This is a genomic window from Bacillus sp. TE8-1 (assembly GCF_008368855.1).
Lineage (GTDB): Bacteria > Bacillota > Bacilli > Bacillales > Bacillaceae_G > Bacillus_A > Bacillus_A cereus.
This window is the reverse complement of record NZ_QPET01000040.1, coordinates 20,315-46,657: the sequence shown is the minus strand read 5'-3', so window position 1 is coordinate 46,657 and position 26,343 is coordinate 20,315. Positions and strand designations below refer to the sequence as shown.

The window sequence follows — 26,343 nt, the reverse complement described above, 5'->3', positions numbered from 1 at the left end:
AAAGACAATTTCTTTTTATTTTTATAGTGCTACTTGTACTTGTTGTACTTGTAAAACTTTTAAAGTAAGATCTAGTACAATTTTTTCACGAAGCGTATCAAATGGTTCGTTTAGGTTTGTAGGACAAGGTGAAAAGTCTAATTCAAAAAATTGAGCGCTTACTAATTCACAATATGGTTGTTCGTTATAAAAAACTGCATTTTCAAAGAAATATTTGTCTAGACGTGGTAAATCACCGTTTTTAGGATTTATAAAATGAGAAGTAGTGTCCGAAGAAGAAGCTACTAAAGCTAATGATAGAAAATCACCTTCTGTCAGATCTGCAAAACCAGAAAATGGAACATTTGCAATACGATCATATAGAACTCCATTACACTCGTCATTTGCATATTCAATATTTTTACGAATATAGCCTTGTACAAATAATTTCGCTCTTGTAACTCGTCGGTAAGGTGTACCTGGTACTGGTACGAATGCTACAGGCACTAACTTACATTGTGTTAAAAATACGTTTTTTAAGATGCGTTTAATTTCGACTGCTGGAGGCTCTAATGAAATATCGGACTCTACAACAATTTGAAGCGTTCTTTCAGCTAATACAACTGGAATCTTTACAATAGGTGCTCCTGGAGTAACAATTGGTGTTGCAGTCTCATCACTTAATGGTGTTTGGGTTTGTCCCGCTACCTGACATGGTACATTAATTGGACATTGTTCGCTCATGTTTTATGCTCCTCTTTTTATAAGATTTTAGAGTTTATGAAATTTTCAAACTCATAATACTTGTATATGTCTTTCTTCTACTAATGTTTGGGTTCTATAGTAGCCTTTTTAATCATTATCATTAAGTTAGTATAATCTAATCATTTTTATTGAAAATTCTGAAAATTAATATTTTTAGAGGAATACAAATTCTGTTTTCAACGTATCTCGCAGATTCGGTAAAATTATGAAGTCTTTATTACATGAGTTATCTTGAATTTAATTTTGGATATCACGATATGAACATGGTTACCAAATGATGATTTTTATTTTTATCAAGCTATATATTCGTAAAAAATCGCTTTACATATACTGAAGTTTTATTTGTTGTTACATAAAATCTTTTACCTATTCAATTTTGAAATATACATTCAAGACAGTATACTCCAAAATAAGAAATTATTTTAAATTAGAATATTTTCTTTGATAAATGTGTGTTGATTAATTTCATAATCAGTAGTTCTATCCACTCTCCCTTAAAAATTAGCATAGTTTTTATGAATTCTATATCTAGTAGAAAGCTCTCTATCATATAAAAGTATAATAATAGGTTAATAAACAAGCAGTTTTTTTACTAAAACATAGAATAATACTGACCCTAATTGAAGGGAGGCATAAAAGATTTCCTGGAATAATGATTGCTGAAAATTTAAAGACAAGCACCATTGTGATGACGATAAATTTAGATATATTATTTAAATAATTTGTGTTATAGTTTCAAATGTTAATTAATTACAATATTTTTCAAAAAGAGTATACATAGTCATATAAATCATGTTATTTTGGATAGTTTGTTCTTTAAATTAGGAATTAAATAAAGAATTATAAAAACGCGCTAGGTACAACTAAGAAAGAAACAGGATAAAGAATAAGTCATATTACCTGTAGTAATAACACTAAGTGAATTGCACCTCTTATAAGTGACTTGTGTATCTCTTACTGCGTTTGAAGTTAATTGCCAATATTTCGTGTCGTTCTTCTACAAGACATTGCGTAAAACCATTTGGTTACCAATTCCACCAACGTAATCTTCAACATCTTTCATTCACTTCATTAAATTGTCCTGTTGCTTGATTTTGTGCTTCTTGAACTTTTTTATTCAACTCTGTTTTTGTGGTTTCAATATCTTTGTTGACTTGCTCTAAGGTATCTTCCTTTACTTTGTCCATATCAGGAACAACCGACTCCCAATTGCCATTCTTCCATAATTTGAGGATGCCAGGCTTGCCGTTTGAAATATCTAACCATAAGGTTTTTCCATTTTCTAAACCGATTGTCGGTGGTTTTGCGCTTTCAATAATTTTTGTTTGATAATTTTTAAGGTTTTCTTGTACTTTTTCTGCTAACTTTTTTGCTGCTTCTGATTCCTTTTTCACAACATCAACTTGTTCATTTGTCTCTTTCACAAGTTCTTCCAACTTATCTAACAAGCCTTTATTTGCTTTTCCAGCTAGACTGCCCATAACTTGGGCATACATGTGATCTAACAGACTTATCGTATCTTCTACTTCTTTAAAATCAACAAAATAATATTTATCATTTGCCGCATTTGTATCACATTCATCCGCTGCGATAAGACGTGCTTCTAAAAACAAAGGTGGCGTAAATTTTGTATCTTTGAAATGGACAATATCGCCCTTATTTACTTTTTCATGAGATAAACCAAATATCTTTTCTAATGCAATTGGAGTTACTTCATACTGTACAGTGCTATTAATACGTTTCTTTAGTTCCGCTTCCGTTAGTTGTTTTAATCTTTCGGCTGACATATTTTGATCTTCTGTTTGTGGACTATAGATGTCATATTTGTGTGAACCATCTTCTGTCCAACGTTGTAAGGCATCTGCATCAGCGACGTATAACTTCCCACCGTTAATCTTTTCAAAAGTTAGATACTCACCTGTTTCTTCGTTTACTTCAACAGTAAAATCCTGTAGCGGTTCTTTTAAACTTTTCCTAGCCACTCCGCCATGCCATGTACTACCTGCACCAAAGTTATCTATAACAAAGCGCTCACTATCTGACTTTAGAGTTCCTGTGTTTTCACCTTCGTTAGTGTTTGGACCATTTTGATTCCAACCAACCATTGTTTTCATTTCATCGTGCATAACAAGCTGTTCTTTCTCGACTGTTCGTTCTTCCACAGAAACAGGGTATCCCATACGAAAATGTTGAATTTCTTCTTCCTTTTTTCGTGAAATATCAATAAAAGTAGAGGGAGTTTCTACCTTAACTATGAACGTAGGATCAGAATATTTACTCTCATTATTCAATATATTTGTAATTAATCTACTTCCTTGTAATTTGAAATCTATTTTTCTCCTTGGGCCTAGTTTATAAGGCATTGGACAAATGAATTTTAAGGTGCCTTTTCCTAAACTCATAAAATTATCAACATTAAAATCTTCATCAATAACAGCTATATATGTTCTATCTAGTTTTGTATCAAAAGTTAGCTCGGTTGCTTGTTCAGTAATTAACCATGTCGCTATTTCTTCTTTTAACGTTTCTAAATCTGTTCCATCTGGAACGATAATTCCCACAGGGACAGAAAGTCGACGAGGATCTGTTTCCATTCCTAATAATCTTGCGCCTGGATATCCAGGCGTGTTTAAGAATTTACGTTTTAGAGGTTCCCATGTTGGCGGGCTCCATCCTCTTTCTAGTTGGATATATTCTTTTCGTTGATTGTTGAATGTAAAAGAGCTCATTTTGACACTCCGTTTTTTTATAAAATAAAAGAAACCCAAACCTAAAAGGCTGAGTTTCTCTTTTCTTCTCTTTCTTGATACTCGGTTGTATAGCCGATAAGTACCGCGTGCCACGTCTCTTCCTTCTAAATTTACGGGTACTTCAATAAATCTCCACCAAGCATTGGAATAACTCCACCGCCAGATGATCCGAAAGAATTATTAATGACTTGATTTGATACACTATTTGTCATGGCTTGTCTACTGTTTGACATACTTCCATATACACCACTCATGACGGTCTTTAATCCTCCTAATTGGCTTGCGGAAGTAGCCATCATACGGCTCATATTATCCATTAATTGATTTTATAGATTATAAAGGTATATTATGAGTTGTGTTTTCCGCCACTTCTCACAATACAAATATATCACGTTAACTCCAAAACGACCGGCACATTTCCTGCCAAAAAACGACCATAACCCTTTCACTTTTTATTATCTGATTTACATATAATTACAATAAAAAATGCAATTATGCTCACAAAAGAAGGGATTATTTTTAATCCCTATCTTTTGTGATTGTAGTATTTATGAAATTAGAGCTATCAAAGAGATGTATATCAATAAAGGCTGATGTTAGTTTTCATCTTTATCATTTTCTGATTTCGTAGCAGTATCTTTAAAAAAATCACCTGCTAAATTAAGTAGTTTCTTTCCACCTTCACTATTCAAAAGATTCATTAAAAATACCGGATCTTGAACCTTTTGAATAAGAGCTTGCATAAATACGGATTTAGCAACACCTAATATCTCTGTCGAAGTTATTTTTATATTAAAATATGGAATATTAATTTGGAATGGCGAATAATCAGATGAATTATTTTTCTGTTTTTTTAATGTTTCATCAGTCGTTCCATTGATTGCTTCATTGGTTGTTTCATTATTCGTTTTGGAAAGTGTAACAGCTTCGGCCGCTATTATTCGACTTTTCTTCTGAGTTACTTCGGTTATTGGAATAGATGAAGTTTGATACGAAACATTTTTATTAAAATATGGGCTAGATCCCATTTTTTTCTCCTTTCATAACGAACACATTATATATTCTAAACATATATTAAACTATATTAATGAAGGATTACTTCACACTACGTGAAGCAACCCTTTATTTATTCTTGGTGATATAAGAAGGTTGTTACTTAAAAACCACCATATCCGCACCAGCTTGCACCAACGATAATAAGCAAGATAAACAATACGATTAGTAATGCAAATCCTCCGCCATAACCACCACAACCACTTCCATATCCTTTTTCTGCAGCCAAGATACACTCCTCCTCTCTAGAAAAAAATGAAGTTCATAAACTAGCAAAAACAAGCAGCGCCAACGATAATAAGCAAGATAAACAATACGACTAGTAATGCAAATCCTCCGCTATAACCACAACCACTTCTATATCCTTTTTCTGCAGCCAAGATATTCCCCCCCCGATCCTATAACAAAGATGCGTTTCATAATAACTAACAGAAGTTCTATTAATTTAACTCGTAATGAAAACAAGCTAACAGAAAAATGATTTTTCATTGCAGTCATGTTGTACTTGCTTATCACTACACTGACACTATATGTATTGGGCTGTAAACGGTTATGTGCTTTTATATCAACTTTTCCATTTTTGAGGAAAATGTCATTGACCATTTTTAAAATCGTTATATTTATATTAATAATTTTATAACCCCCATTTGAATTTAATCATTCGTATCTTTTTCTCTACTTTGACGATTTGAAATCATTATCTTCTTAATCCATACTATTTTCACAAAGTAATTAATATATCATTTCAAGTTCTCTATGACTTACCTATATCTTATATTGTGTGTAACTGCCCCCTTCGCTGAATCCCTTGGTATCATTGAATTTCTAATACTTTCTTTTTTGAGTTACATAGTACAAAATTTATGAGTAACTGTAAGGAGTACCACCACATTGCTATCAAGCTAAGAATATGAATTTTATTAATCCATCTTTTTCTTTTGCATATTGGCTAGTATAGAACAAAAAGGTTATCAAATGCCGAGCGAACTCTCAGCAGATGATAACCCTTTGGACTAGCGTATCAATGATTTAATTAGATAACCTCACAAATATATTATTGAACCACTCCAAATACATTAATTTCAGCGGCACTTGTCCATGGATTGTTGTTTACCTCGCTTAATGCACGTAGTTTAATATAACGACCTGTCTTGTTTGCAAAGCTGACCTCTTTCAAGTTAGTATTGTTTGCAAAAGCACCTATGGATACCGCTGTTCCCCAGTTTACTCCATCACTACTGACGTAAAACTCATAGTCCTTAATCGTTCCATTTATTTGGCCGTCTTGCCTTGGCAAGTAGCTGAATTTGGAGAGGTTATAAGTTGCACCTAAATCAATTTGAATCTCGTGTGGCATTGGAGCTACAGGGCTCCAGTTTGTATGCCAAAATGTGTCTTTGTTTCCATCAAAGGCATACGTACCTAAATTGTACCAATTATAGCTATCTACATATTTTAGTGTCCAGTTTGTTTGCGGAATTAAGCTAGCTTCTTTTGTTGTGACTGCTACATTCATAGCAGAATTACTTGTACTTGTCGTTGTAATCGTTACTCCTGTTTTTTCTCCCGTGTAGGTATTACTATTCGGATTAGTGTCTGGACCAAAGGTAGCAGCATGATTTTGATTCGTGTAATAGAATGGGTCTTGGTATTCACTGACTGATTGCTCTATATCAATGAAAGGATGCGGATCACTGGAATTATTATTCATAGATTCATCAATATGCCAAACCGCAATACCACCAGAATTTGTTGGTAAGCTCGCATCATACCCAACCTTTGCGCGATTCTCAACTAAAAAATACGTATTATCCTTTAAAGGAATCTTTAACACATTATAGTTATTTGGGATTGCATTTAGAGTAAAGTTATTAGTGGTATTTACTACAGTTGGTGTTACAAAGCCCAGTTTTACCTTTGACCAAGCATCCATATGATCTGGGGTAGTTCCATACTCTTCCCCTTGAAGACTATTCCAAGCTCCATTCCCCATTATACTTAGACTACCTACACGGTTATTGTCACCATATAGATCTGGAAGACCAAAAGAATGCCCTAACTCATGAGCAGGTATACCAATTGTCGCCATATGACCATATTGTTTTTCACCCTGCGCTGTATACATGCCTGATACTGTAACACCATCGTGGTTTGTATTAGGAGCATATGACTGATGCGCCCAAATGTTTGGAAGTGGCCCCCCACTAGCCTGTTCATTACCAGCAAGAAAACTTACAATGTAGAAGCCATCTTTAGAGTCAACGACTTGATCATTATTAGTATCAAGACTAGCAAAATTCACTTGAGAATCAGCTTTAGCCAGTGCATCTGTTATAACCGTACCCATACTTTTTCCCGATGTACTCGGATGAGCGTAATCTAATTTCACTTTAACCACTCCATCATTTTGAGTACCATATGTTTCAGGAGCTGGAGTTATCTGTACTTTTCCGTTACTTACTTCATTATAGTAATTCTTAACTGACTTTTGATTTGTAGAAAAGAATTTGTTACTCCAATCGTTATCGTTATATGCAATATCAACATCTGTAAACCCAATTAACAAAACAAGTAATTTTTTGTTTCCTAAAACTGGAGTGACAGTTCCATCAATATTTTTTGGTGATTCTTTTTGTAATTTATTCATGTGCTCCTGTTTTTTCTTTGCTTGAGGGTTGTAATTCTTTATCCATTTGTTCAAATTGTTCTCATTTACCGCCATTGAAGGCTTCTTATCAATTTTATATTTTTTCCCCGTCGATTTCAGTTCATCTGATGTAAGCTCCACGTAATTCCAATACCCCTTCTGATCTTGTAAAAGTACGTCGCCATCCTTTGTACTTACCCAATGGAACCATTCATCTCCATGTAACGTGCCCTCAAAAGATTCGCCTGAAGGCTGCTTCATTTTGACAACTCCCTCGTATGCTGGTGCGGCAAAAGCATTCGTTTGAACATACAAAACACAAATCAAAGAAAAAACGGACATGAACAGGAATTTTAAAATTCTTTGCATAAACTTTCCCCCTTTTTCAATGGTGTGTGGAATATTCTGTTGATTGCCAGACTAGATTCATACATGGAATAGATCGACAGATACATTTGTATAACACTAACAGAATACCTTTAATTATAATTACAGGAAATTGAAAAAATGTTAATTTTTTATTCAGATAAATATTTTCTCAAGATTATCGAACAGGAGTGATGATGATAGTTCTTCAGAGAACTAATATTTTTCTGCCTAAAATGGATCTTAACGTAACCTGCAAATCTTTTGCTGTGGTGATCCCGTCCCAATCAGACTAAGAATTTAAACTATCCTAAAAGAAAAAGTAATGATTAAATTTTAAACCTAGTCATTGCCTTATCCATTGCATCTTGATTTACACCTATATAACGTAACGTGACTTTCTCTGACGAGTGATTAAATATCCCCATGAGCAATGCTATGTTTTTTGTTTGCATATACATATGATACCCATATGTCTTTCTCAACGTATGTGTCCCTATTTCATCTAACCCAAACTCTGCCGCTGCTCCGCTTAATATCTTATATGCCATGCTACGACCAATTGGACGATTCTTACCTTGTCTGCTTTGCAATAAATACTCATTATCTTCTCTTTCTTCAATAAACCATTTAAGTTCTCTTTTCAGTGCTGCAGTAATTTGTATTCGTTTCTGTTTCCCTGTTTTCTTTTCCCGCATAGATATATGACTACCTTTGACATCTCCTACCTTCAATTTCAAAATGTCCGAGATTCTCAGGCCTGTATTGATTCCCATAATGAAGAGAATGTAATTACGTAAGCACTTTTCTTTAAAATATTCTTTAAGCTGTTGTATTTGCTCTGGATCACGTATTGGCTGAACAAAATTCATTATTCATTACCTCCAGTTTCTTCTGTCTCGTAAACTTCTAATCTAAGAGCAAAAGCAAGTTTATAAAATACTCTAGCCTTAACACGTCGATAAGTACGCTCGCTCATGCCGATTTCGTTATATACCATATAATTACATACATCTTCATCTTCTAAATAACGCTTAATGATGATGTCTCTTTGATCCTTTCCTGCACGTCCATTACCCAAACGACTAAGAAACTGGTCAATACGAAATGATGTTTGCTTAATCCACTCTTCTCTTTTACTTTGTTGAATATTAGCCATCGCTATATCTTCTAGTGGCTTCCCTATATCATTTGTAGGCCCGTGATATCCAATTTCATAAGAAGGAGTGACTTTCATTTCTTCACGCATCATTCCAAACTGCCTATACAAACGCACACTTTCCAGAACACCTTCTAATTTTTTCTGCGTTGCTACTATATCAATTTTTGGTAAGAAAAATAATTGTTTATTCATGTAAGACCACTCCTTTTTATTTTTAAATTACTTTTGTCTTATTGCTCCGCGTCTTCGTTCATAACAAGGTCTATGCATCCCCATTAAATCCCCAATTTCACGAGTACTTAATTTCTCTTTTTGTTTTTTCTTATTTTTCTTCTTTCCTTGCTTGGATTGCTTTTTCCACTCGCGTAATTGTTCTTTTAGTGCCTTCATATTTCTCCATCCCTCTTTTCAAAATAAAAAGGACACCTATTCCTAAAACAGCTTTAATTGCTGCTTTAATGAATTGGTGCCCTCTAGTTTTCTAGCCGGACTATATTCTGTTTGTTTTACTTTAAAAGGATTATTTTGTTAAAAAATTCATTCTAATTTATAAACACTATCTTTTCCTTATATTTCCCATTAAAATTTAATAGAAATATTCCGATAACAAAGGAGCAACCTATGAAACATAATATAAATCTATGGTCCTTTATTTTTTCATTCGTTTGCATTACTTTTTTTCTTTTATATCTTGAAGTATGTACACCTGAAATAAATGCATCTTTTATAAACGCCGTTTATTTTTCGTACTCATTTTTTCAATAGGAACTTTTTTTGCTGGTATTAAAGGATTCTCTAAAATAGATAATTGGATATCAATGCTTAGAAGCATAGTAACAGTTCTACTAACACTGTTATTATCAGTGTTTTTAACACTAACTTTTATTATGGGCTATGCATTAAGTTAATCGTAGTTCCTCACGAATAAAAACCAATATTCCGTCAATACTGTAGACACATGGTTATCTTTCTCCGATTTCCTTATATGAGCAGTTAGCTTTTGCTAGCTGCTCTTTATTTGTACAAGGTACTCAATTGACTGGCGCACATATAATATCCTGAGTTCCTTTCTTTATAAAATAGTCGTTATAAAATGAGACTCGTCACGAGAGCACTTTACTAAGTGCTCTTTTTATATTCCAACTTAATACAAAATGAAAGTTTGATTAAGCTTATTTTTACTCCCGCATAACATGTTTAATTCTGCTTATAATATAGTTGTAACTTAAAGTTACATATCATTTACTTGTAGGGCCTAATTTTCTTTTGTACAACAAGCAGTTAGCTAATTAAGCTGGCTGCTTTGTTGTGCAAAATGAAGTTTTTATACGATTTTAAACACATTTAAAAATAAATTCATATGATATTATTCCTCTCTTTTACAAAATGGATTTTGGTCAGAAGAGCACTTTTACGAAGTGCTCTTTCCCATGGAATTAAAGCTCTACAAAATAGCGTTTTTGTTCAAATTAACGATCATACAATTGGACGGATTTACCAGTATTTTTACCAAAAAATTCATGATATGGTTAATTAGTCGAGTACGTCATTACTTGGCACTTACCCTTAGAAGCCCCGCGGACAATCGGGGTTTCTTTTATCAATATATATTTGTCAAAATAGTTAGTTGATTGTTAAAATATCATAGATTCTCCTTAGGGAGTTTTCATGTAATTAAATAAGAGTTTACAAGTTCTCGAATCTTAGCCCCTTGGAGTGCCCTTCAAGGGGCTGAACTAATTAAAATAACGATTTTGTTCACTTTTTTGATACATTTATGAAACATTCATGTGTTATCTTCAGTACGTTCTATTCTTTTTATAAAATCGTGTGAGATATACCAACACAAGAAGCCCTAGAGCCCTAACTCTAGGGTTTCTTCATTTAAATAAAGATTGTATTAAATAACTGAATAAAATTAAATATTCCGTCAATAATAACCACAATACAATCTGCTTCTTACCCAGGTTGTATCGAATGGAGCAGTTAATGCAAATGACTGCTCTATTTTAATTTTCATTACATAAACTTGATATTTTTGTCCATACTATACAAAACTCACGAAATATTTATACTCCTTAAATTCGTAGATGTAATGTTCTTATAGCAGTTAGCCTATGCTAGCTGCTCTTTTGTATTTAGTTAAAAATAAGTTTTAGGTTTTAGGTCTTATTCCTTTTCTAGATCATATAATTTTAACCTAAACATCCAGCTCAAAGTGTTACCTCCTATCTTAAAGAGCACTTATGCATGGTGCTCTTTTTTATTTTTTTTTTCACTTCTGAATAACATTTTTAACCCTGTTCATACTATTTTTGTAACTTAATGTTACAAACTATTTCTGTAAGCGCAGCGTTTCTTTTGTACAACAAGCAGTTAGTTTTATTAACTAGCTGCTTTGTTGTGCAAAAGAAAGATTTGCACATGTATTAAGAACATACATAAAATATAATGTGGTATTCTTTTTCAATTTTAGTTTTGGTCATGGAGCGCCTTAAAAAGCGCTCTTTACATTTGCAAATAACCATTTCGTTCAAACATACACACGATTTATATAAACTAAACATATATTTACATAGACAAGACATAGCTTTTACTATACATGTACAATTTTTGTGCATGTTTTTTATATAACAAAATAACCATTTTGTTATATTCCTTACACTTTTAAATAAGGCAAGCATATGTTATAGTGTTATGTTTCATCACATTCCTTTTTTCAAGAGTACATATCGAATATGTACTCTTTTTGCATTACTATAAAATGAAATTTTTGTTTAGTTTTCTTTCATACATAACATTTTTAAATCTGTTTATACTATAACTGTAACTTGTGGTTACAATTTGCGTATTCATGTGGAATAGTATTTACAGCAAGCAGTTAGCTACTTCAGCTAGCTGCTTTGTTGTGCAAAATAGCGTTTTTATTTTTGTTTTTGTTTTTGTTTATTTTTTCATTCTACCAAGTTCATAACATATTCTTTTCCCCAATAAAATAATGATTAGGTGTCCCATGCGCATTTTATCCACTGGAAATAATACCTTTCACGTACTTACGTATTAGAAACTTCATTTCCGCTTCTTCTGCAATAGCAATTTTGTTCACTTTTTTGATACATTTATGAAACATTCACATGTTATCTTCAATATGTTCTATTCTTTTTGAAAAACCATGTGAGAATACCAAAACAAGAAGCCCTAGAGCCCTAACTCTAGGGCTTCTTGTTTTCAAATAAGGATTTTGTTAAAAACTGCACATTTATTAAGAACATGCATAAAATATAATGTGGTATTCTTTTTCAAGATTATTTTTTATCCGAGAGCGCCTTGAATGGCGCTCTTTAATTTCTAAATAACATTTTCAGGTAATTACGAGAGCGGATTTTATTATGTCGTACAAGCACTACTTCACTTTATTAAATAGACTATATAGATATCTAAAAGAAGGGAGCTTTAAATTCATATGGCTGATTACTTTTATAAAGATGGTAAAAAATATTATAAAAATCAATCGCATTCCAACAATCAAAAAAACAACTGTTTTATTGAAACTCATACGATAGCTGGTTCTGCAGAAAATGCAAATGGAAATATACCTGTATCTGTTTTCCTTGAAACCACCGCTCCACAAACTGTATTTGAGGATTTTACAAACAATCATAATAAAACATTAATTCAGTTATTCGTTGTCGGTATGAGTGCACCCGTTCAAGTAACTATTCTAACAAGAAGATCTAACGTACCAATTACTACTACATTACAACCTGTTCAAACGAAAATATTTCAAGTTGAAGATTTTCAAAGTCTTACTCTTACAAAGCAAGAAGGTTCTACTAGTGTAGTTAGTTTATTTGTTCAAAAAACATTCTGTATATGCTGTAACGATAATAACGATTCATGTGATGAATATTACCACGAATGTAATTGATAGATTAAATCACCAGAAGAACCCTTTATATAAAGGGTTCTTTTCCTTTCACTCCCCCTCATTTTCCGGTTTTTATTAAAATAACTATTTTGTTAAAAATCTTTCTTCATTCTTTTTAGATCAAGTAACATATCTTACTAGATAAGGATATATTCCACAAAATTTTGAAAGGAAGACTTTTTATTAACACTACTTTAATTTCTCATTTTTATAACGAAGAGTATCTGCTTCCGTGGTGGTTAATGCACCACACAAAATTATTTGATTATGGCATTCTTATTAATCGTGGGTCTACTGATCGTTCGGTTGAATTATGCAAATTATTTGCACCTCATTGGGAAATCCGTGAATCAAAGATACTAGAGTTTGATGCCATTTTAGTTGATCAAGAAGTAATGAACATAGAAAAAGAAATTACGGGATGGAAAATGGTACTAAATACCACTGAATTTCTTTGCTGTGTTGATAAGGAAGCCTTTTTCTCATCTCTTGCCAATTTAGGGCAAAACATGTATGCTATTAGAACTATTCTGATGGTGGATGACCCTGCTCACGGTTATACCAATCTCAGATATGGAATTCCCCTTGTCAAACAGCGTTATCATGGGAGAATAATCCCTCCTAATCCACCTGCTCCATACTATGGCGGTAGATTAATCCACCATTATTCGCATGGTAACTATTGGGCAGGGCGACATTGGTCACCTCATCCATTTATCGTTTACATGTATCCTGCTTTCATTTTAAAATTCTTTTACAGTCCCTGGAATACTGCTATGAAAAACCGAAAATTACAAATTGGGTCTACTCTTTCTAAACATAGCATCCAGCGTGGCTTAGGTACTCATCATCTGGCAACACTAGATAAATTAGAAAAAAATTATATACACTTTACAACCTCAACTACTGATCTTCGGTTAAACCCGGAATATCAAGTTTTATTTCCAGATTTATGTTTTCCTAACTTACAGTAATGTCCTTAAAAAACATTCATATATATTTATCAGATGCACTTTGAAATCCCAGAGTATCGAATACTTTTATGAGTCGACTGACCAACAATATTCGATTTATCTTTAAAAATTTATTAAAAATAACTTAGATACAAAAAAGCTACGTTTTATATAAGATAAAAAATTTTTTTACGCAAAGGAGCTTGATTATTTGTGAATTTCCAAAATGATAACAACTCTAACATTCACAAACCTTGTTCTTGTCCATCCCCCACGGCTAACAGTTTAAATGTTGTTCAAACTACCCCATCAATAGTTTCTGTAAATTCCGCGATTCCACTAGATACCGTGGTAAATTCTAATGGTACGGCAATTTCGTTCGCACCACCAACAACTGTTTTACTTGAAGGTGGAAGAACCTATTTAGCAATCTATGAAGTGCAAGTTATCATTCAACCAGGAGGTAATTCGGCAGGTATCACTATGTATCTGAATAATAATCCAATCATTGGATCTGGTACTTCTCTGGGATATACTGCAGGATTCACTTCTGTATCAGCACCCGCAATTTTCACTACACCTTCAGGTATAACAAGTGCTCTTACTGTTAATGTAGGACCATATTCTAATACATTAAATACGTTGGGCTTGACTCTTGCTGTTGTAGCATTAACATAGTTAAATCTAATACTTTCTAAAATAAATTTCTTTGTCCTTTAACTGCGGTTTGGAGTTAACCTCTTAGAACTCACTATAACTACATATAGAAAAAGATTATTATCTAGATCAATAGTATTGGGTGACTCGGCTGACACAATTGCTGAGTCACCCATTTTTTATAATAAATTAACGCTTTTGTTTAGTTCTAATTTTTATAGTTAGATTAGATAAATTTGTTTCTTATTATCTCAAAATACAATCACACCCAATTCATATCATGCATCTACTGGATATAATCTGATATTCTTAGAGAGGATGATATACATATGTCTAGAAAAGACAAATTTAACCGTTCACGTATGTCTAGAAAAGACAGATTCAATTCACCTAAAATAAAATCTGAAATTTCAATTTCTCCCGACCTAGTCGGGCCTACTTTCCCACCAATCCCATCATTTACTCTGCCTACTGGCATTACCGGACCTACCGGCATTACTGGGCCTACTGGCAGCACCGGGCCTACATTTAACATTAATTTTCGTGCAGAAAAAAATGTTGCACAGTCTTTTACTCCTCCTGCAGATATTCAAGTATCGTATGGTAATATAATATTTAATAATGGTGGAGGGTATTCTTCAGTAACGAATACATTTACAGCCCCTATAAATGGTATCTATTTATTCAGTGCCAGTATAGGATTTAATCCAACTTTAGGTACGACTTCTACTCTAAGAATAACTATAAGAAAAAATTTAGTATCCGTTGCTAGCCAAACAGGAACAATTACTACTGGTGGTACACCTCAACTTGAAATTACAACTATTATTGATTTATTAGCTGGCCAAACAATAGATATACAATTTTCTGCAGCAGAAAGCGGAACTTTAACTGTAGGCAGTAGTAATTTTTTTAGTGGCGCATTATTACCATAATGAAAATCTTAAAATATAATAGCTACAACAAATCTCATACATATAGGAGGACCTTAATGATCCTAGCTCAAGAAAAGAACATAAAATTAATTATGTATTTTCTTACCTTATTATCTTTTTTTATTCTTATTTTCTTTAGCATCACAATTTTTTATATACTGTTGATTTTTTATTTTGTATACAAATCACAAAATATTCAAAAAAAATATCCTTGAAGCTGTGTTTTATCAACTATTCATTTGGATAATTACAGTAATTTGGAATCTTTTCGCAATAAGAATCTTAATGCTATCCTTGTCTAATTTAGACTTGACTTCAAATAATACTTTGATTATTTTCGGCATAGCTCCTTTATATCTAATACTATTCCTTTTGTTAATTTTCGGACCTATAAAAGGGATTTTATATGCGCTACAAGAAAAAGAGTTTCATTATCCTATTATTTCTAAATGGATTAACAAATAAAATCACGTGTAGAAGAATTCAGAGTTTTACTGAATTCTTTTTTTATGGACCTTTCAAAGTCTTTTACATATTCCCCCGTTCCTTCTTTTAAATAAAATCCAAATCCCATACCAATTAATTTACTTAGATTTAATTTTTTGGGATTTCATGATAATATTTACCTATAAAATCATTACCCTTATATAAGGAGCCATGAGCCTTTCCACTCATGGCTCTTTTTTATTACGATTTTCATTTCACATCTACACGATTTTGACTAGCTTCTCGACTAAATCCGTCTGGATATCTTGTTGCTAATTTAGATATATTCATTTGAGCAATATCTCCTAGGGTATATCCCCTTTCGTGAGACATGATTGAAATGTAGTACAAGATGTCCCCTATCTCTAAAGCGATTTTATGTGTATTTCCTTCTTCTCCTGGACAATAAGCTGGATCAAATCCATGACCATGAAAAATTGCTTTTTTTACAACATCAGCAACCTCACCAGCTTCTCCCGTAAGCCCTAATGCTGCATTTAAAACACCTCTACCAAAATCGTTATTTGTATTCCATGTACGTAATGTCGCTTCTTGATATTGATCTAATTCACAAATTTGATTGATATTCATTACAGCTTGTCCTTCCATTGATTCACTAACTAATCTGGTTGTTTCATATACATCGTTTTCCATAGCGTTCATTTTATTTTCCCCTTCCTATTTAGCAAATTCCTAATCCTTTTTGAGGTAAGTTCGATGACTGGTATAAATCTTCAAATTCATTTATCTAATTTACATCTGTTAACTGAAATTCAATAAGATATTCTCTTTCTCCCAAATTTCGTTTTAATCTTTCTAAGTCTTCATTGCTTATTACAAATCGCTTTGAACTAACGATTGATGGATTCATTTGAACATTATGAACACATGCTGATATCGTAAATTCTTGTTCTATATTATTTTTTATAATTCATATTTCATCTCCAATATGCAGATTGTATTTTTGCATAAAATAAATCGGTACACCTATTTCCCCTTTACTAATCTGTATCACTTTATTATTTAAATCTAATAAAAAATCAAAATTAGCGTTTTGTTTCACGGAACTAATATCTATTACGCTATTATGTTCGCCTTATTTTTATTTTGTATAAAAATGTTATACCCGTTTACTTGTACTTGGATCATCTCTGCCGTTTGCTACTTTTTTACAAAAGGAGTTTTTTCTACAAATGAATCCATTGACTTTTGATTTATTTCTCCGGTATGAATCTGTACGACGTGCGGTGCGCTTGATACTTTAAACAATCGATCATAGATTTATAACGTTACTTGAAGCACTAGCCATTAAAAACTTGATAACTTGATAAACATAAATAAAATGATAATTATCATTTTATTTTTAGAGAAATCTCTTTTTAACATTCTCCTAAGCATATGAAGCTAGTTCCCTTCATTTCTTAATATTTTCTTCGTCACCACCGCTATTATTATCATAATGAAACTAATAGAAAATATAGGTAAATAAATTTTCGTACTGAATCCTTCAAACATAAAACCATATACGACTTGCCCAATTGGTGCCATACATTGAGATACCGCTGTTATAAATGCCATCACTTTTCCTAGATTTTCATTTGGTGTTTTCTTTTGGACTACAGTAATCACATAGATGGATACAATTGTCATAATCATTGCGATTAGAAAAGAAGAAAGTATAAAGAGGATAAATGGTGGATAATATCCTAAATTAAGAATAAACGGTGTAACTGATAGTGCCACTGGCATTACTAATAAAGCTATGATAAGCATCCAATTATATAATGTTTTCATCTGTAACTTTTTAGCAAAGAAACCGATTGACAATGCCCCTAATATGGTTGCAAAATCAATTAATCCCATTCCAATTCCATACATCGTATCGCTACTCTGCATAGTTACTCGTAATAGAATAGGTCCTCCAACAACAAATAACGGTGTCAAAATTAAGTTTAGTAAAGCTGCAAGTAACATAGCCTTCAAAATAAAAGGTTGCTTTAAAACATAAAGAAAACCTTCTTTCATATCTTTTATAATTGTCGGTATGATATGGCTTTCTTGCGCTCTTTTTATAAAAGGTATTGTAATAAACATTTCTAAAATTGCAGATAAAAAGAAAGCAAGACAACTTATTATGACGAGCATTTTCAAACCAATTATGCCATATAATATTCCTCCTAGTACAGGTGCAACTATATTAGATAATGCTTGCACACCATTTATGATACCGTTTGCTTGTTCTAACTTTTTCTCTGGAACTAATTGCGGAATACTTGCCATAACAACTGGTGAGTACATTGCACTAATGACTGCTAGTAAAAACATAATTGCTCCAATCAATAAAATCGATACCGATTCAGTTAATAACAAAACTATAAAGCTTAATACAATAGCAGCGTTTATAAAATCCAAAATGACCATTACATTACGGCGGTTGAAACGATCTGCTATCGCTCCGCCAAGAGGAGCTAACAAAAACGGGATACTCGTTATGGCATATAACCCTGCAAATATATCGGCACGTCCTGTTATATCTAGCACATATAAAGACAGTGCAAAACGTAATAGTGTTGAACCTAAAATAGTAATAATTTGACCACTTACCATTAAGTGAAAATCTTTCAAGGAAGATTGAATACTTGCTGGCATCCTCATCACATCCTTCATTTAGTCTAGACCGACTGCCGGTCTATAACACCCAAACAGAAAAAAGCTATTTCTGTTTCATTAAAACCTCGATCATATAATCAAAGGACCCTTCTTTCGCTCCAACACATACTTCCATCATTTTAATATAAGCCTTAGCTCTTCTCATCATTTCTTCCGGTTTCCACTGGAATAAACCATCATCAAATATGACTTGTGCTGAAGAGAGTAATAATTCAATTGTTTCTTGTGGGTATGGAGTATAAAATATGCCTTCTTCTATTCCTTGCTCTAAAACTTCCGTTAATACAGGAGATAAATGTATAATAGATTGCACTAAACTTTTCTGATGCATTTCTGCATTATTTGGTTGATGGAATTGTTCAATCATTTTTTCTTTGACATCTCCTGATTTTGGTGATTGTTCCATTAAAATTTTAAATAACTTATCTAAAACGGGGATATCGGGATTGGAGACAATCCTTTTCGCCTTAGTGACATCCTCTTTAATAATTCTCATAATGATTTCATCCATTACTTCCTCCTTCGACTTAAAATAATGATAAAACGTCCCCTTTGCTATACCAATTTCTTTTAAAATATCATTCACGGTTGTTTTCGTATAACCTTTCGTAAGAAACAAACGCTCAGCTGTTTCTAAAATTTCCTTTCTACGCTCCTCATACTCCTTTACAATTCGCATTCAAGTTCTCCTTCCCACCAGACCGACTGTCGGTCTATTAAAATTATATGTTTAGTTTGCAAAAAGTTTCCTATTATCGTACATATACAACACCATACTTTCTATTTCCTTTATAAATTTTTATTTTTTAACGTCCGCTCAATTTGTTTAAAACGTATCTCATGTTTCTTATCGTCACCTTTCATTTTAGGAAAAGAACGATGCCTCCGTTCGATCTATGTACTTATCAATGGAGTATTTTGTTGAGTTCCAATATGTAATATTGCATATTTCGCACTTTTAATTTTTTATATGTGATAATTTATTTATAAAAATATAAATTATTAATAAGGGTGATTTATATGAGCAAGTTCCGAAAGAAGATGATTAAATATTTGCAAACATTTTGGGGATGCTTAGCATTTGGTGTATTAATGTTTGCTATCTTCTTAATTACGGATTTAACAGATGCATCTTTAAATACATTAGGCTGGAGAGATTGGCTAGGTTCTGTAGCAGGCGCAACCATTTTATCTGTTGGAATATTTACTTTAAATAAATTGAATTTAAAATAAATATTCGGTCAATACTGAATGTAGGCTGTATGCCAACATTCATTTAAAGTAGTCTTCTCTGTATCTCCTTGTATTGAGCAGTTAGCTTTTGCTAGCCGCTCTTTTATTTTGTTCCGGTTCTTGCCTCTTAAAGAACTCTTTATCTACTTTCCCCCTAATAAGTACACATATCTTATCTATTCCCCATTACTACAAAATGAAATCTTTATTTTGTTTTACGCGTCGCTTCTTCAATCAGCCAAGATACAATATTAAAATCATTAGCATCACCCTTTAAAGATGTTCCGTTCCAAAAGCATTCTTTCATCACTTCAAGTAATTGTTCAACAGCTTCAATTCATCTCATATTCATTTTCCCTTTCTTCCAAATAACTATTTTGTTTTACTAATTAGCTGATTAATTTCACAAACACCTTTATCAAACTTTCCACGTTTCTTCACCCCGTGAATATTTTTCAAATAAAAATACATACTATTTTCAAGCCGCCGTGTCCACGGCTAATACCTCTTTCTTTTGCTGTACATTTTTTAAGAAATCGAAAATAATACCAACAAGCTGTTTGAACTAGCAGCATCACTCTTCTCGCAATGGGGATGCAAATTATCACAATTAGCTAACTCATTGAACTCACTGGCAGACAACCAAAATCGTTGTCTGCTTTTTGTATGAGATTTTTCGTTTTACATATACTACTTTTGAACCTGCAGACCAATACGAGCCATTTTGGTGCTTGGGATTTCCCTTCCGGGGATAAGTATTTTTTACTTATCCCTTTTTTGTATAGACACGTATATTTAGGGTAAAACTAATTACAAGCAGATTTTCTGTTTATGCGTAGTTCTAAACAAGATTACTTTTTCTCCTATTAAAGGACGGCAGGTACGACTGCTAGTCCTTTTTTCTTATTTCGCATATTATCACTACATTACCTTCATCGTCGTAAGCAATTTCCCCATAAGGATGGCAGTGGTGCTTCTCGAGTTCCTCATCGATCAAAACTAACAAATTAATTTTCCAGTTTCCAACGATCGTACCCCAATACGAGTTTAATCCTTCATAAACTTCTCTTGTTCTATTTCGATAATTGCGGAATGTATAATGAAAATACTCGCTCGCTTCAATACCTTTTCTTTTAACCAAAGTGTTCTGCTGAATGACAGTAATACCCTTGCTCTACTGGTTTTGAACTATAAAATTTCCTTTATAAATTTCAAATACGGTGAATGAAATTTTTTCTTGCCATCATCCTTGTTGTATACAAACAAAAAAAGAGCCACAATATTCCGGGACTCTTTTACAATTATAACCATTTAACGACCACGTCTTTGCTGACCTTGCTTTGTACTACCTTTTTTATTACTTGGCTTATTAAATGATCGGTTATTTTCATTTCTAGAACTATTTCTCGAACTATTTCTTGAATCACTTCTTGAGCTATTTCTCGAATCACGTCTTGATTCACTTCTTGAACCTTCGCGGCTATCTCTTTGACGATTTTGACCTGATTTCTTCGGAGCCGGCTTTGGTACCGGTTTTCCATTTTCATCTACACGTTTTATCTTCGGTTGTTCGATTATTTCTCTTTGTATTGGTGCACCAAGCGTTTTTTCAATTTCTTCTAAATGTTTTTCATCTTTCGCTGCAACGAACGTAATTGCAAGACCTGATCCACCTGCACGTCCTGTTCGGCCAATGCGATGAATGTAACTTTCTACATCTTCAGGGATATCATAGTTAAATACGTGCGTTACACCATCTACATCAAGTCCACGAGCTGCTACATCCGTTGCGATTAAGTACTGAATTTTAGCTTCGCGGAAACTCTTCATAACTCTTTCACGTTTCGCTTGAGGTATATCACCATGAAGTTCAGCACAATTATAACCTAGTCCTTTTAAATTATCATAAAGCTTACTTGCTCTAACCTTTGTACGACAGAAAATAACAGCTAAAAATGGCTGATCACGATCCATAACAAAACGAAGTGCATCTGGCTTTGCACGATCTGTCGTCTCAATGACACGCTGCTCAATTGTATCTACCGTTACTTCTTCACTTTGTACTTGAATCATTTGCGGCTCATCCATATAACGCTTCGCCAATTTTTTAATATCTTTTGGCATCGTTGCTGAGAATAACATCGTTTGTTTACTACCTGGTGTCTCATCTAAAATATTTTCAATATCATATAAGAAACCAAAATAAAGCATTTGATCCGCTTCATCTAGTACAATCGTTGAAAGATTACTTAAATCAATTGTTTCACGTCGTATATGATCTAATAATCGTCCTGGTGTTGCAACAACAATATGTGTATTACCTTTTAATTTTCTCAATTGTTGTGCTACATCTTGCCCACCATAAATCGCTAGTACATTAATATCTTCTCTTTGAACAAGCATTTTTTTAATTTCAGTTGTAATTTGCAGAGCTAGTTCCCTTGTTGGTGCAACAATTAAGGCCTGAACATCACTAGACTCTGAATCGATTTTTTCTAAAATCGGTAACACGAATGCTAACGTTTTACCCGTTCCTGTTTTCGCCTGCCCAATAATATCTTTACCTGACAGAATAACTGGAATTGCCTTCTCTTGAATTGGTGTTGCTTCTGTAATTCCATTTTCACGTAATGTATGATTAAAAGTTTCACTAATTCCTAATTCTAAAAAGTTTTTCAAATAGACCACTTCTTTTCCTTATTTTTCACATTAGCTTTCATTGTACCATTTGTTTCGCCAAATATGAAAAATAAAAAAATTCTTATCTTCTTTTTTTATATTCATCGTGTACTAGATGAACAAATTCTTTTTGCTTTTTCTCGGATTTTATTAATGTTTCCATTGTAAAAGAATATGAAATGAATTGTAAGGAACATATACTTACTCCTACAAAATTCCCATTCGAAATTCACGAATTTCAAGGGTACATCTATAACGATTACTTAAACCTCCAATACTACAATGAAGATATTAATGGGATTTTAAAAATCACTGTTTCACCAGTTCAAAATAAATTAGGCTTCTATGTACATAGGGGAGCTAAGTTCTACAGTTTAAAAAATAATATGAACGCATTATATAATCCTCATTTTGATTCAGCATATGAACTTATCTTTCAGAAGAATGGTTTTCAATATACAATTGCAATTGGTAACAAACGCTATATACAAGGAAAACATAACGTAAAGGATTTAATTAAAATTGCAGAATCTATGAATTAAAAAAACGATCTTTTCGATATAGGAAAGATCGTTTTTTTATTATTTTATACAGTAAGCTTTCCTCCATGATAGCAATAATACTGCGCTGCTTTAAGACTTTTAATCTTATTTAATGACTCTTTTGCTTTTTCTATATCCAAACAAAAATTCGGATTAGCTATAACTAACTCTCGATTCTCTTGAACCGCTGCGTCTCCTGTAATTACACAGTCTAAATTCGGAAAATATAATGAAATATGCCCCGAAGTATGTCCTGGCGTCGCTACTATTTGACATTCATTATTCAAAATCATTTGACCATCATGTACTTTTTCATCGACGGAAATATGTTTTATATTTTTTAACTGTTGTATAAACCATTTACCAAATTCTTTTTCTTCATTTGGCATACGTTCTAGCATTTTTTCAGCTTGAGCCAACCTCTCTGATTTTATATCACCACTAATATAGTTAGATTCAATTTCACTAGCAATAATATTAATTTGAGGATATTTCAATTTGAAATCATATAAAGCCCCTAGATGATCATCATCATAATGGGTAATAATTATATTCTTTAAGTTTTTCATCTCATATCCATGTTTTAACATTGCATTTTCAATTAAAGGTAAAAAGCTTGGATATCCTGTATCGACTAACGTTAATTCATTATGTACTATAATTAAACTTGGATAAATACATTGTTTTTGCCCATTAAATTCGAATTCAATTGGTAGTTCTATTATTTTCATTTTCCTTCCCCCATACCGCTTATAAAATGCATAATAATAACTAAATCACCCACATACATCTTACAATATATATACTATGTAACGGAACACTGTAAATCGTTGCATAATCCAAATTATATTATTTTGAACAGGTATTCCCCTATTTTTATGGAAATATATAATTAAGAAAAACAATAAAATTGATTAATCTCTCACTTCTTTGTCCATCCTTTTAAAAAATCTATGTTTTTGTAAAAGGAGTGTTTATATGGAGAAACAGACACTTTGGAAAAAGTTCAAAAAAAGCTCTGTAAACCTCGGTAAATCCAGCGTATATGAAAGTATTATTTTATTCTACACAATGAAAAAGAAAGAATTACCTACTAAAGCGAAATTCATAATATTAGCCGCTTTATCTTATTACGTATTAGCAATTGATTTCATTCCAGATATAGCTGCTATTATTGGGATTGGCTTATTAGATGATGTTTTAGCAATCGCTGTAGCGCATAAATACGTTATGAGACACGCAGATGCTGAAATTCGAGAGAAGAGCAAATTGAAAATGGAGTCATTATTTACTTCAGCACAAGCATAATTAAACTATCTAGTCATTTACCATGAGAGCATTGCAGAATAAATTCCTAAACAGTAAAAGAATTTCTCTTAGTCCTCAAACTGTAAACAAATAGGGTGTCAGCACTTATTCCTAAGTTCTGTCACCCTATTATTTGTTCTTATATCTATCTGTTATACAGTTGCACGTGTCCCCCTATACAAAACTGCTATTGCCGCGACTATAAGGATCACACCCATAAAAGCAGGTGCAGCATGACCAAGCGATACATAGATTTGCCCTCCAATAATAGGACCAATCATTCTTGCTAAAGCTTGAATAGATTGGCTTCCACCTTGAATCCTTCCTTGTTCACTAGAACTAACAGACTTTGAAAGCATCCCGTTGAATGAAGGCCCGAAAATTGAATCACCAAAGCCGAACATTAACATTCCGACGATAAGTAGTGGATACACCGAAAACAAAGCTGATGCTGCAATAAAACTGTAGCCTATAATCTCCGAAACCATCCCAAGAATTGCTATTTGTTTATCACTAAGCTTGATTAAAAGCTTTGGCATGATAAAACTTTGTGAAACAATGTCTTGAAAGCCCAAAATTGAAAACATAAGTCCGATTAATGCAGGTTTCCAACTGAAAGTATCCATTGTAAATTGTGTAAAAATTGCTTGTAAAGATCCGTTAGGTATCCAAAGTAAAAACGCCGAGACAAGTAACCACTTTAAATTTTTCATGGAAAGTATGTTTGCTAGCTGTACAAAAGGATTTAACCTTACAAACGTAATCTCTTTCAACCTATTATTTTTTTCAAGGCTCTCAGGCATATATTTGATCCCATATACAACATTTATTAACGTTATGATTGCACCAAAATACATAGGTACAGTATCACCAAACTTGGCAAGTACCCCCCCAATGGTTGGGCCAATGATAGTTCCCGCACCTACAACTGCACTCACCCATCCAAAGTATTTCGTTCTCTGCTCTTTTGGAATGATGTCTGCAAAATATGCGAAGATAGTACTTATGCTCCCACCTGTTATACCTTCTATTATGCGTCCAGCAAATAGTACCCATAAAGCTCCTCCTATTCCCAAAACTAAGTATCCAATTGCAGAACCAAATAAGCATATTAAAAGTAATGGACGACGGCCATACTTATCGCTTAAAGCTCCGAGTACTGGTGCAGTTAAAAACACGCAGGCCGCATATACGGAAGGTAGTAGTGTAACAACCAATGCTTGTTCTTCCGGATTACTTGTATATGGCTGTACTAAGAATGGGACTACAGGCATGATGATACTGAAACCTATACCACAAAGAAATACAGAAATAAGTCCGAATAGTAAAGCATGTTTATCTATGCTTTTTTCAGTTCCCCTTTCATTTTTCAATCTAAATATAGACATTTAACTTCTCTCCTAAAAAAAATTGTTGCTTTGTCAACAAAATAATAACTCTATTTTGTTGATTAGTCAACAAAAAATAAAATAATAAAAAAGCAGCCTATTCTCATTAGAGTAAGGCTGCCCGTAAAAGCCCGATTGGTGAGGGCTGATAATCAGTGGAGATGAAGCCCCCCACTGATTAAAGTTTCACTTTATTATTAAAATATATTACGATTTAATATGTATACCTTGTTTCTTTATTTCCGCATCCAAATGTCTACTATACTTTTCCACAAAGCTAATTATACTGTTGAATTCTTCTTCAGTTACTTGTTCAAATACAGCTTTATCTCGCTCTTGAAACTCTTTGTGCAGATTTTCATGGATTTTATAAATTTCTTTCCCTTGTTCGGTAAGCCTAAAATAAATCTCTTTCTTATTTTCTGACTTTTGGTAGCTTTCAACAAGGCCTTTTTGTATGAGCTTCTTAGTCATTCTACTTATAGCACCGCGAGTCACATAAAAAGCCTCTGCGAGTTGTGTCACGTTAGAATCTGCATTGTTTTCAATATATTCAATGCAGTGGACTTCAGAAGACTTAAAACCTTTAAGACCCTCTTCCATCTTATCTTTATTAAGCCAAACCAGCTTATTATATAATTCCCTGAAACCGTTCATGACCTGTTCTTCTTTATTCATGCCCTACCCTCCTCACCGCTCATTAGCACATTAAAACTATTATATTAAATTTCTGCTTACGTTTCGACAATATTGAAATAATTATTATAACATTAAAGATATGTGTAAAAATAGGCGCGTAAATAAAATAATTTTTAAACAGTAAATTTTGCAAGTTTATTTCT

General features: G+C 32.9%; 22 protein-coding genes and 5 pseudogenes. 9 read left to right on the top strand and 18 right to left on the bottom strand.

Going from position 1 to position 26,343, the window contains the following annotated elements:
- Positions 1-21: 21 nt before the first annotated feature.
- From DN404_RS28700 to DN404_RS30695, 10 genes and pseudogenes are all read right to left on the bottom strand, one after another.
- Positions 22-723, bottom strand: coding sequence for a CsxC family protein (locus DN404_RS28700; protein WP_001294982.1), 702 nt, complete (start codon positions 721-723; stop codon positions 22-24).
- Between the two features lie 1,070 nt (positions 724-1,793).
- Positions 1,794-3,473: a distal tail protein Dit gene (locus tag DN404_RS28695; protein WP_149215766.1), complete on the bottom strand. Its 1,680-nt coding sequence runs from the start codon at positions 3,471-3,473 to the stop codon at positions 1,794-1,796.
- Positions 3,474-3,514: 41 nt separating this feature from the next.
- A pseudogene (locus tag DN404_RS28690) lies at positions 3,515-3,820 on the bottom strand (phage tail tape measure protein); the annotation flags it as partial.
- Positions 3,821-4,090: 270 nt separating this feature from the next.
- Positions 4,091-4,522, bottom strand: a complete 432-nt coding sequence (locus DN404_RS28685) for a hypothetical protein (RefSeq protein ID WP_000535863.1) — start codon at positions 4,520-4,522, stop codon at positions 4,091-4,093.
- Positions 4,523-4,650: 128 nt separating this feature from the next.
- Positions 4,651-4,776: a YjcZ family sporulation protein gene (locus tag DN404_RS28680; protein ID WP_000718599.1), complete on the bottom strand. Its 126-nt coding sequence runs from the start codon at positions 4,774-4,776 to the stop codon at positions 4,651-4,653.
- A gap of 40 nt (positions 4,777-4,816) precedes the next feature.
- Entirely contained in the window at positions 4,817-4,927 is a 111-nt protein-coding gene (locus DN404_RS28675) for a YjcZ family sporulation protein (protein ID WP_080117658.1), read from the bottom strand.
- A gap of 674 nt (positions 4,928-5,601) precedes the next feature.
- A complete protein-coding gene (locus DN404_RS28670; protein WP_071740199.1) occupies positions 5,602-7,563 on the bottom strand; it encodes a M6 family metalloprotease domain-containing protein in 1,962 nt (653 codons plus the stop codon).
- 326 nt (positions 7,564-7,889) lie between these two features.
- Positions 7,890-8,432 carry a site-specific integrase gene (locus DN404_RS28665; RefSeq protein ID WP_001012153.1) on the bottom strand — a complete coding sequence of 181 codons (543 nt, stop codon included), beginning with the start codon at positions 8,430-8,432 and terminating at the stop codon, positions 7,890-7,892.
- Positions 8,432-8,914 carry an ArpU family phage packaging/lysis transcriptional regulator gene (locus DN404_RS28660; protein WP_071740198.1) on the bottom strand — a complete coding sequence of 161 codons (483 nt, stop codon included), beginning with the start codon at positions 8,912-8,914 and terminating at the stop codon, positions 8,432-8,434. The genes DN404_RS28665 and DN404_RS28660 overlap by 1 nt, the downstream gene beginning before the upstream one ends.
- A 27-nt stretch (positions 8,915-8,941) precedes the next feature.
- Positions 8,942-9,112, bottom strand: a complete 171-nt coding sequence (locus tag DN404_RS30695; protein WP_071740197.1) for a hypothetical protein — start codon at positions 9,110-9,112, stop codon at positions 8,942-8,944.
- A 231-nt stretch (positions 9,113-9,343) separates the two neighbouring features.
- On the opposite strand from DN404_RS30695, the pseudogene DN404_RS31115 reads away from it, so the two are divergent.
- The 6 genes and pseudogenes from DN404_RS31115 to DN404_RS31110 all read left to right on the top strand — a co-directional run bounded on the left by DN404_RS31115 (position 9,344) and on the right by DN404_RS31110 (position 15,660).
- A pseudogene (locus tag DN404_RS31115) lies at positions 9,344-9,630 on the top strand (hypothetical protein).
- 2,555 nt (positions 9,631-12,185) lie between these two features.
- Positions 12,186-12,650 (top strand): exosporium protein D, encoded by a 465-nt coding sequence (locus DN404_RS28645; protein WP_114556227.1) that lies wholly within the window; start codon positions 12,186-12,188, stop codon positions 12,648-12,650.
- Between the two features lie 242 nt (positions 12,651-12,892).
- On the top strand, positions 12,893-13,624 hold the full coding sequence (locus DN404_RS28640; protein ID WP_239502901.1) for a glycosyltransferase family 2 protein: 732 nt from the start codon (positions 12,893-12,895) through the stop codon (positions 13,622-13,624).
- Between the two features lie 192 nt (positions 13,625-13,816).
- On the top strand, positions 13,817-14,281 hold the full coding sequence (locus DN404_RS28635; protein ID WP_071740195.1) for a hypothetical protein: 465 nt from the start codon (positions 13,817-13,819) through the stop codon (positions 14,279-14,281).
- A 341-nt stretch (positions 14,282-14,622) separates the two neighbouring features.
- Positions 14,623-15,195 (top strand): exosporium leader peptide-containing protein, encoded by a 573-nt coding sequence (locus DN404_RS28630; protein WP_149215775.1) that lies wholly within the window; start codon positions 14,623-14,625, stop codon positions 15,193-15,195.
- Positions 15,196-15,251: 56 nt separating this feature from the next.
- Positions 15,252-15,660 (top strand): annotated as a pseudogene (locus DN404_RS31110) (magnetosome magnetite crystal formation protein family).
- A gap of 231 nt (positions 15,661-15,891) precedes the next feature.
- Here the strand turns inward: DN404_RS31110 and DN404_RS28620 are convergent.
- From DN404_RS28620 to DN404_RS28600, 4 genes and pseudogenes are all read right to left on the bottom strand, one after another.
- Positions 15,892-16,344 (bottom strand): nucleoside triphosphate pyrophosphohydrolase family protein, encoded by a 453-nt coding sequence (locus tag DN404_RS28620; RefSeq protein ID WP_149215765.1) that lies wholly within the window; start codon positions 16,342-16,344, stop codon positions 15,892-15,894.
- Between the two features lie 25 nt (positions 16,345-16,369).
- Positions 16,370-17,079: pseudogene (locus DN404_RS31105) on the bottom strand (ABC transporter permease); the annotation flags it as partial.
- Between the two features lie 6 nt (positions 17,080-17,085).
- Entirely contained in the window at positions 17,086-18,330 is a 1,245-nt protein-coding gene (locus DN404_RS28605; RefSeq protein ID WP_149215764.1) for an MFS transporter, read from the bottom strand.
- A 64-nt stretch (positions 18,331-18,394) separates the two neighbouring features.
- A complete protein-coding gene (locus DN404_RS28600; RefSeq protein WP_149215763.1) occupies positions 18,395-19,030 on the bottom strand; it encodes a TetR/AcrR family transcriptional regulator in 636 nt (211 codons plus the stop codon).
- A 341-nt stretch (positions 19,031-19,371) separates the two neighbouring features.
- Here DN404_RS28600 and DN404_RS28595 point away from each other — a divergent pair, with 341 nt between their 5' ends.
- Positions 19,372-19,584, top strand: coding sequence for a hypothetical protein (locus DN404_RS28595; RefSeq protein ID WP_000033157.1), 213 nt, complete (start codon positions 19,372-19,374; stop codon positions 19,582-19,584).
- Positions 19,585-20,895: 1,311 nt separating this feature from the next.
- Here the strand turns inward: DN404_RS28595 and DN404_RS28585 are convergent.
- A complete protein-coding gene (locus DN404_RS28585; protein ID WP_149215761.1) occupies positions 20,896-22,272 on the bottom strand; it encodes a DEAD/DEAH box helicase in 1,377 nt (458 codons plus the stop codon).
- 149 nt (positions 22,273-22,421) lie between these two features.
- Between DN404_RS28585 and DN404_RS28580 the strand changes: the two are divergent.
- Positions 22,422-22,805, top strand: a pseudogene (locus DN404_RS28580) (hypothetical protein); the annotation flags it as partial.
- A gap of 44 nt (positions 22,806-22,849) precedes the next feature.
- Here the strand turns inward: DN404_RS28580 and DN404_RS28575 are convergent.
- Positions 22,850-23,536: an MBL fold metallo-hydrolase gene (locus DN404_RS28575; RefSeq protein WP_000691166.1), complete on the bottom strand. Its 687-nt coding sequence runs from the start codon at positions 23,534-23,536 to the stop codon at positions 22,850-22,852.
- A 247-nt stretch (positions 23,537-23,783) separates the two neighbouring features.
- On the opposite strand from DN404_RS28575, the gene DN404_RS28570 reads away from it, so the two are divergent.
- Positions 23,784-24,113 (top strand): YkvA family protein, encoded by a 330-nt coding sequence (locus DN404_RS28570; RefSeq protein ID WP_000415083.1) that lies wholly within the window; start codon positions 23,784-23,786, stop codon positions 24,111-24,113.
- Positions 24,114-24,265: 152 nt separating this feature from the next.
- On the opposite strand, the gene DN404_RS28565 is transcribed toward DN404_RS28570, so the two are convergent.
- Together DN404_RS28565 and DN404_RS28560 are read right to left on the bottom strand one after the other, a co-directional pair.
- Positions 24,266-25,501, bottom strand: a complete 1,236-nt coding sequence (locus DN404_RS28565; RefSeq protein ID WP_149215760.1) for an MFS transporter — start codon at positions 25,499-25,501, stop codon at positions 24,266-24,268.
- 207 nt (positions 25,502-25,708) lie between these two features.
- The gene (locus tag DN404_RS28560) at positions 25,709-26,179 is read right to left on the bottom strand and encodes a MarR family transcriptional regulator (protein ID WP_001030904.1); all 471 of its coding nucleotides are present in this window, start codon (positions 26,177-26,179) and stop codon (positions 25,709-25,711) included.
- Positions 26,180-26,343: the final 164 nt, after the last annotated feature.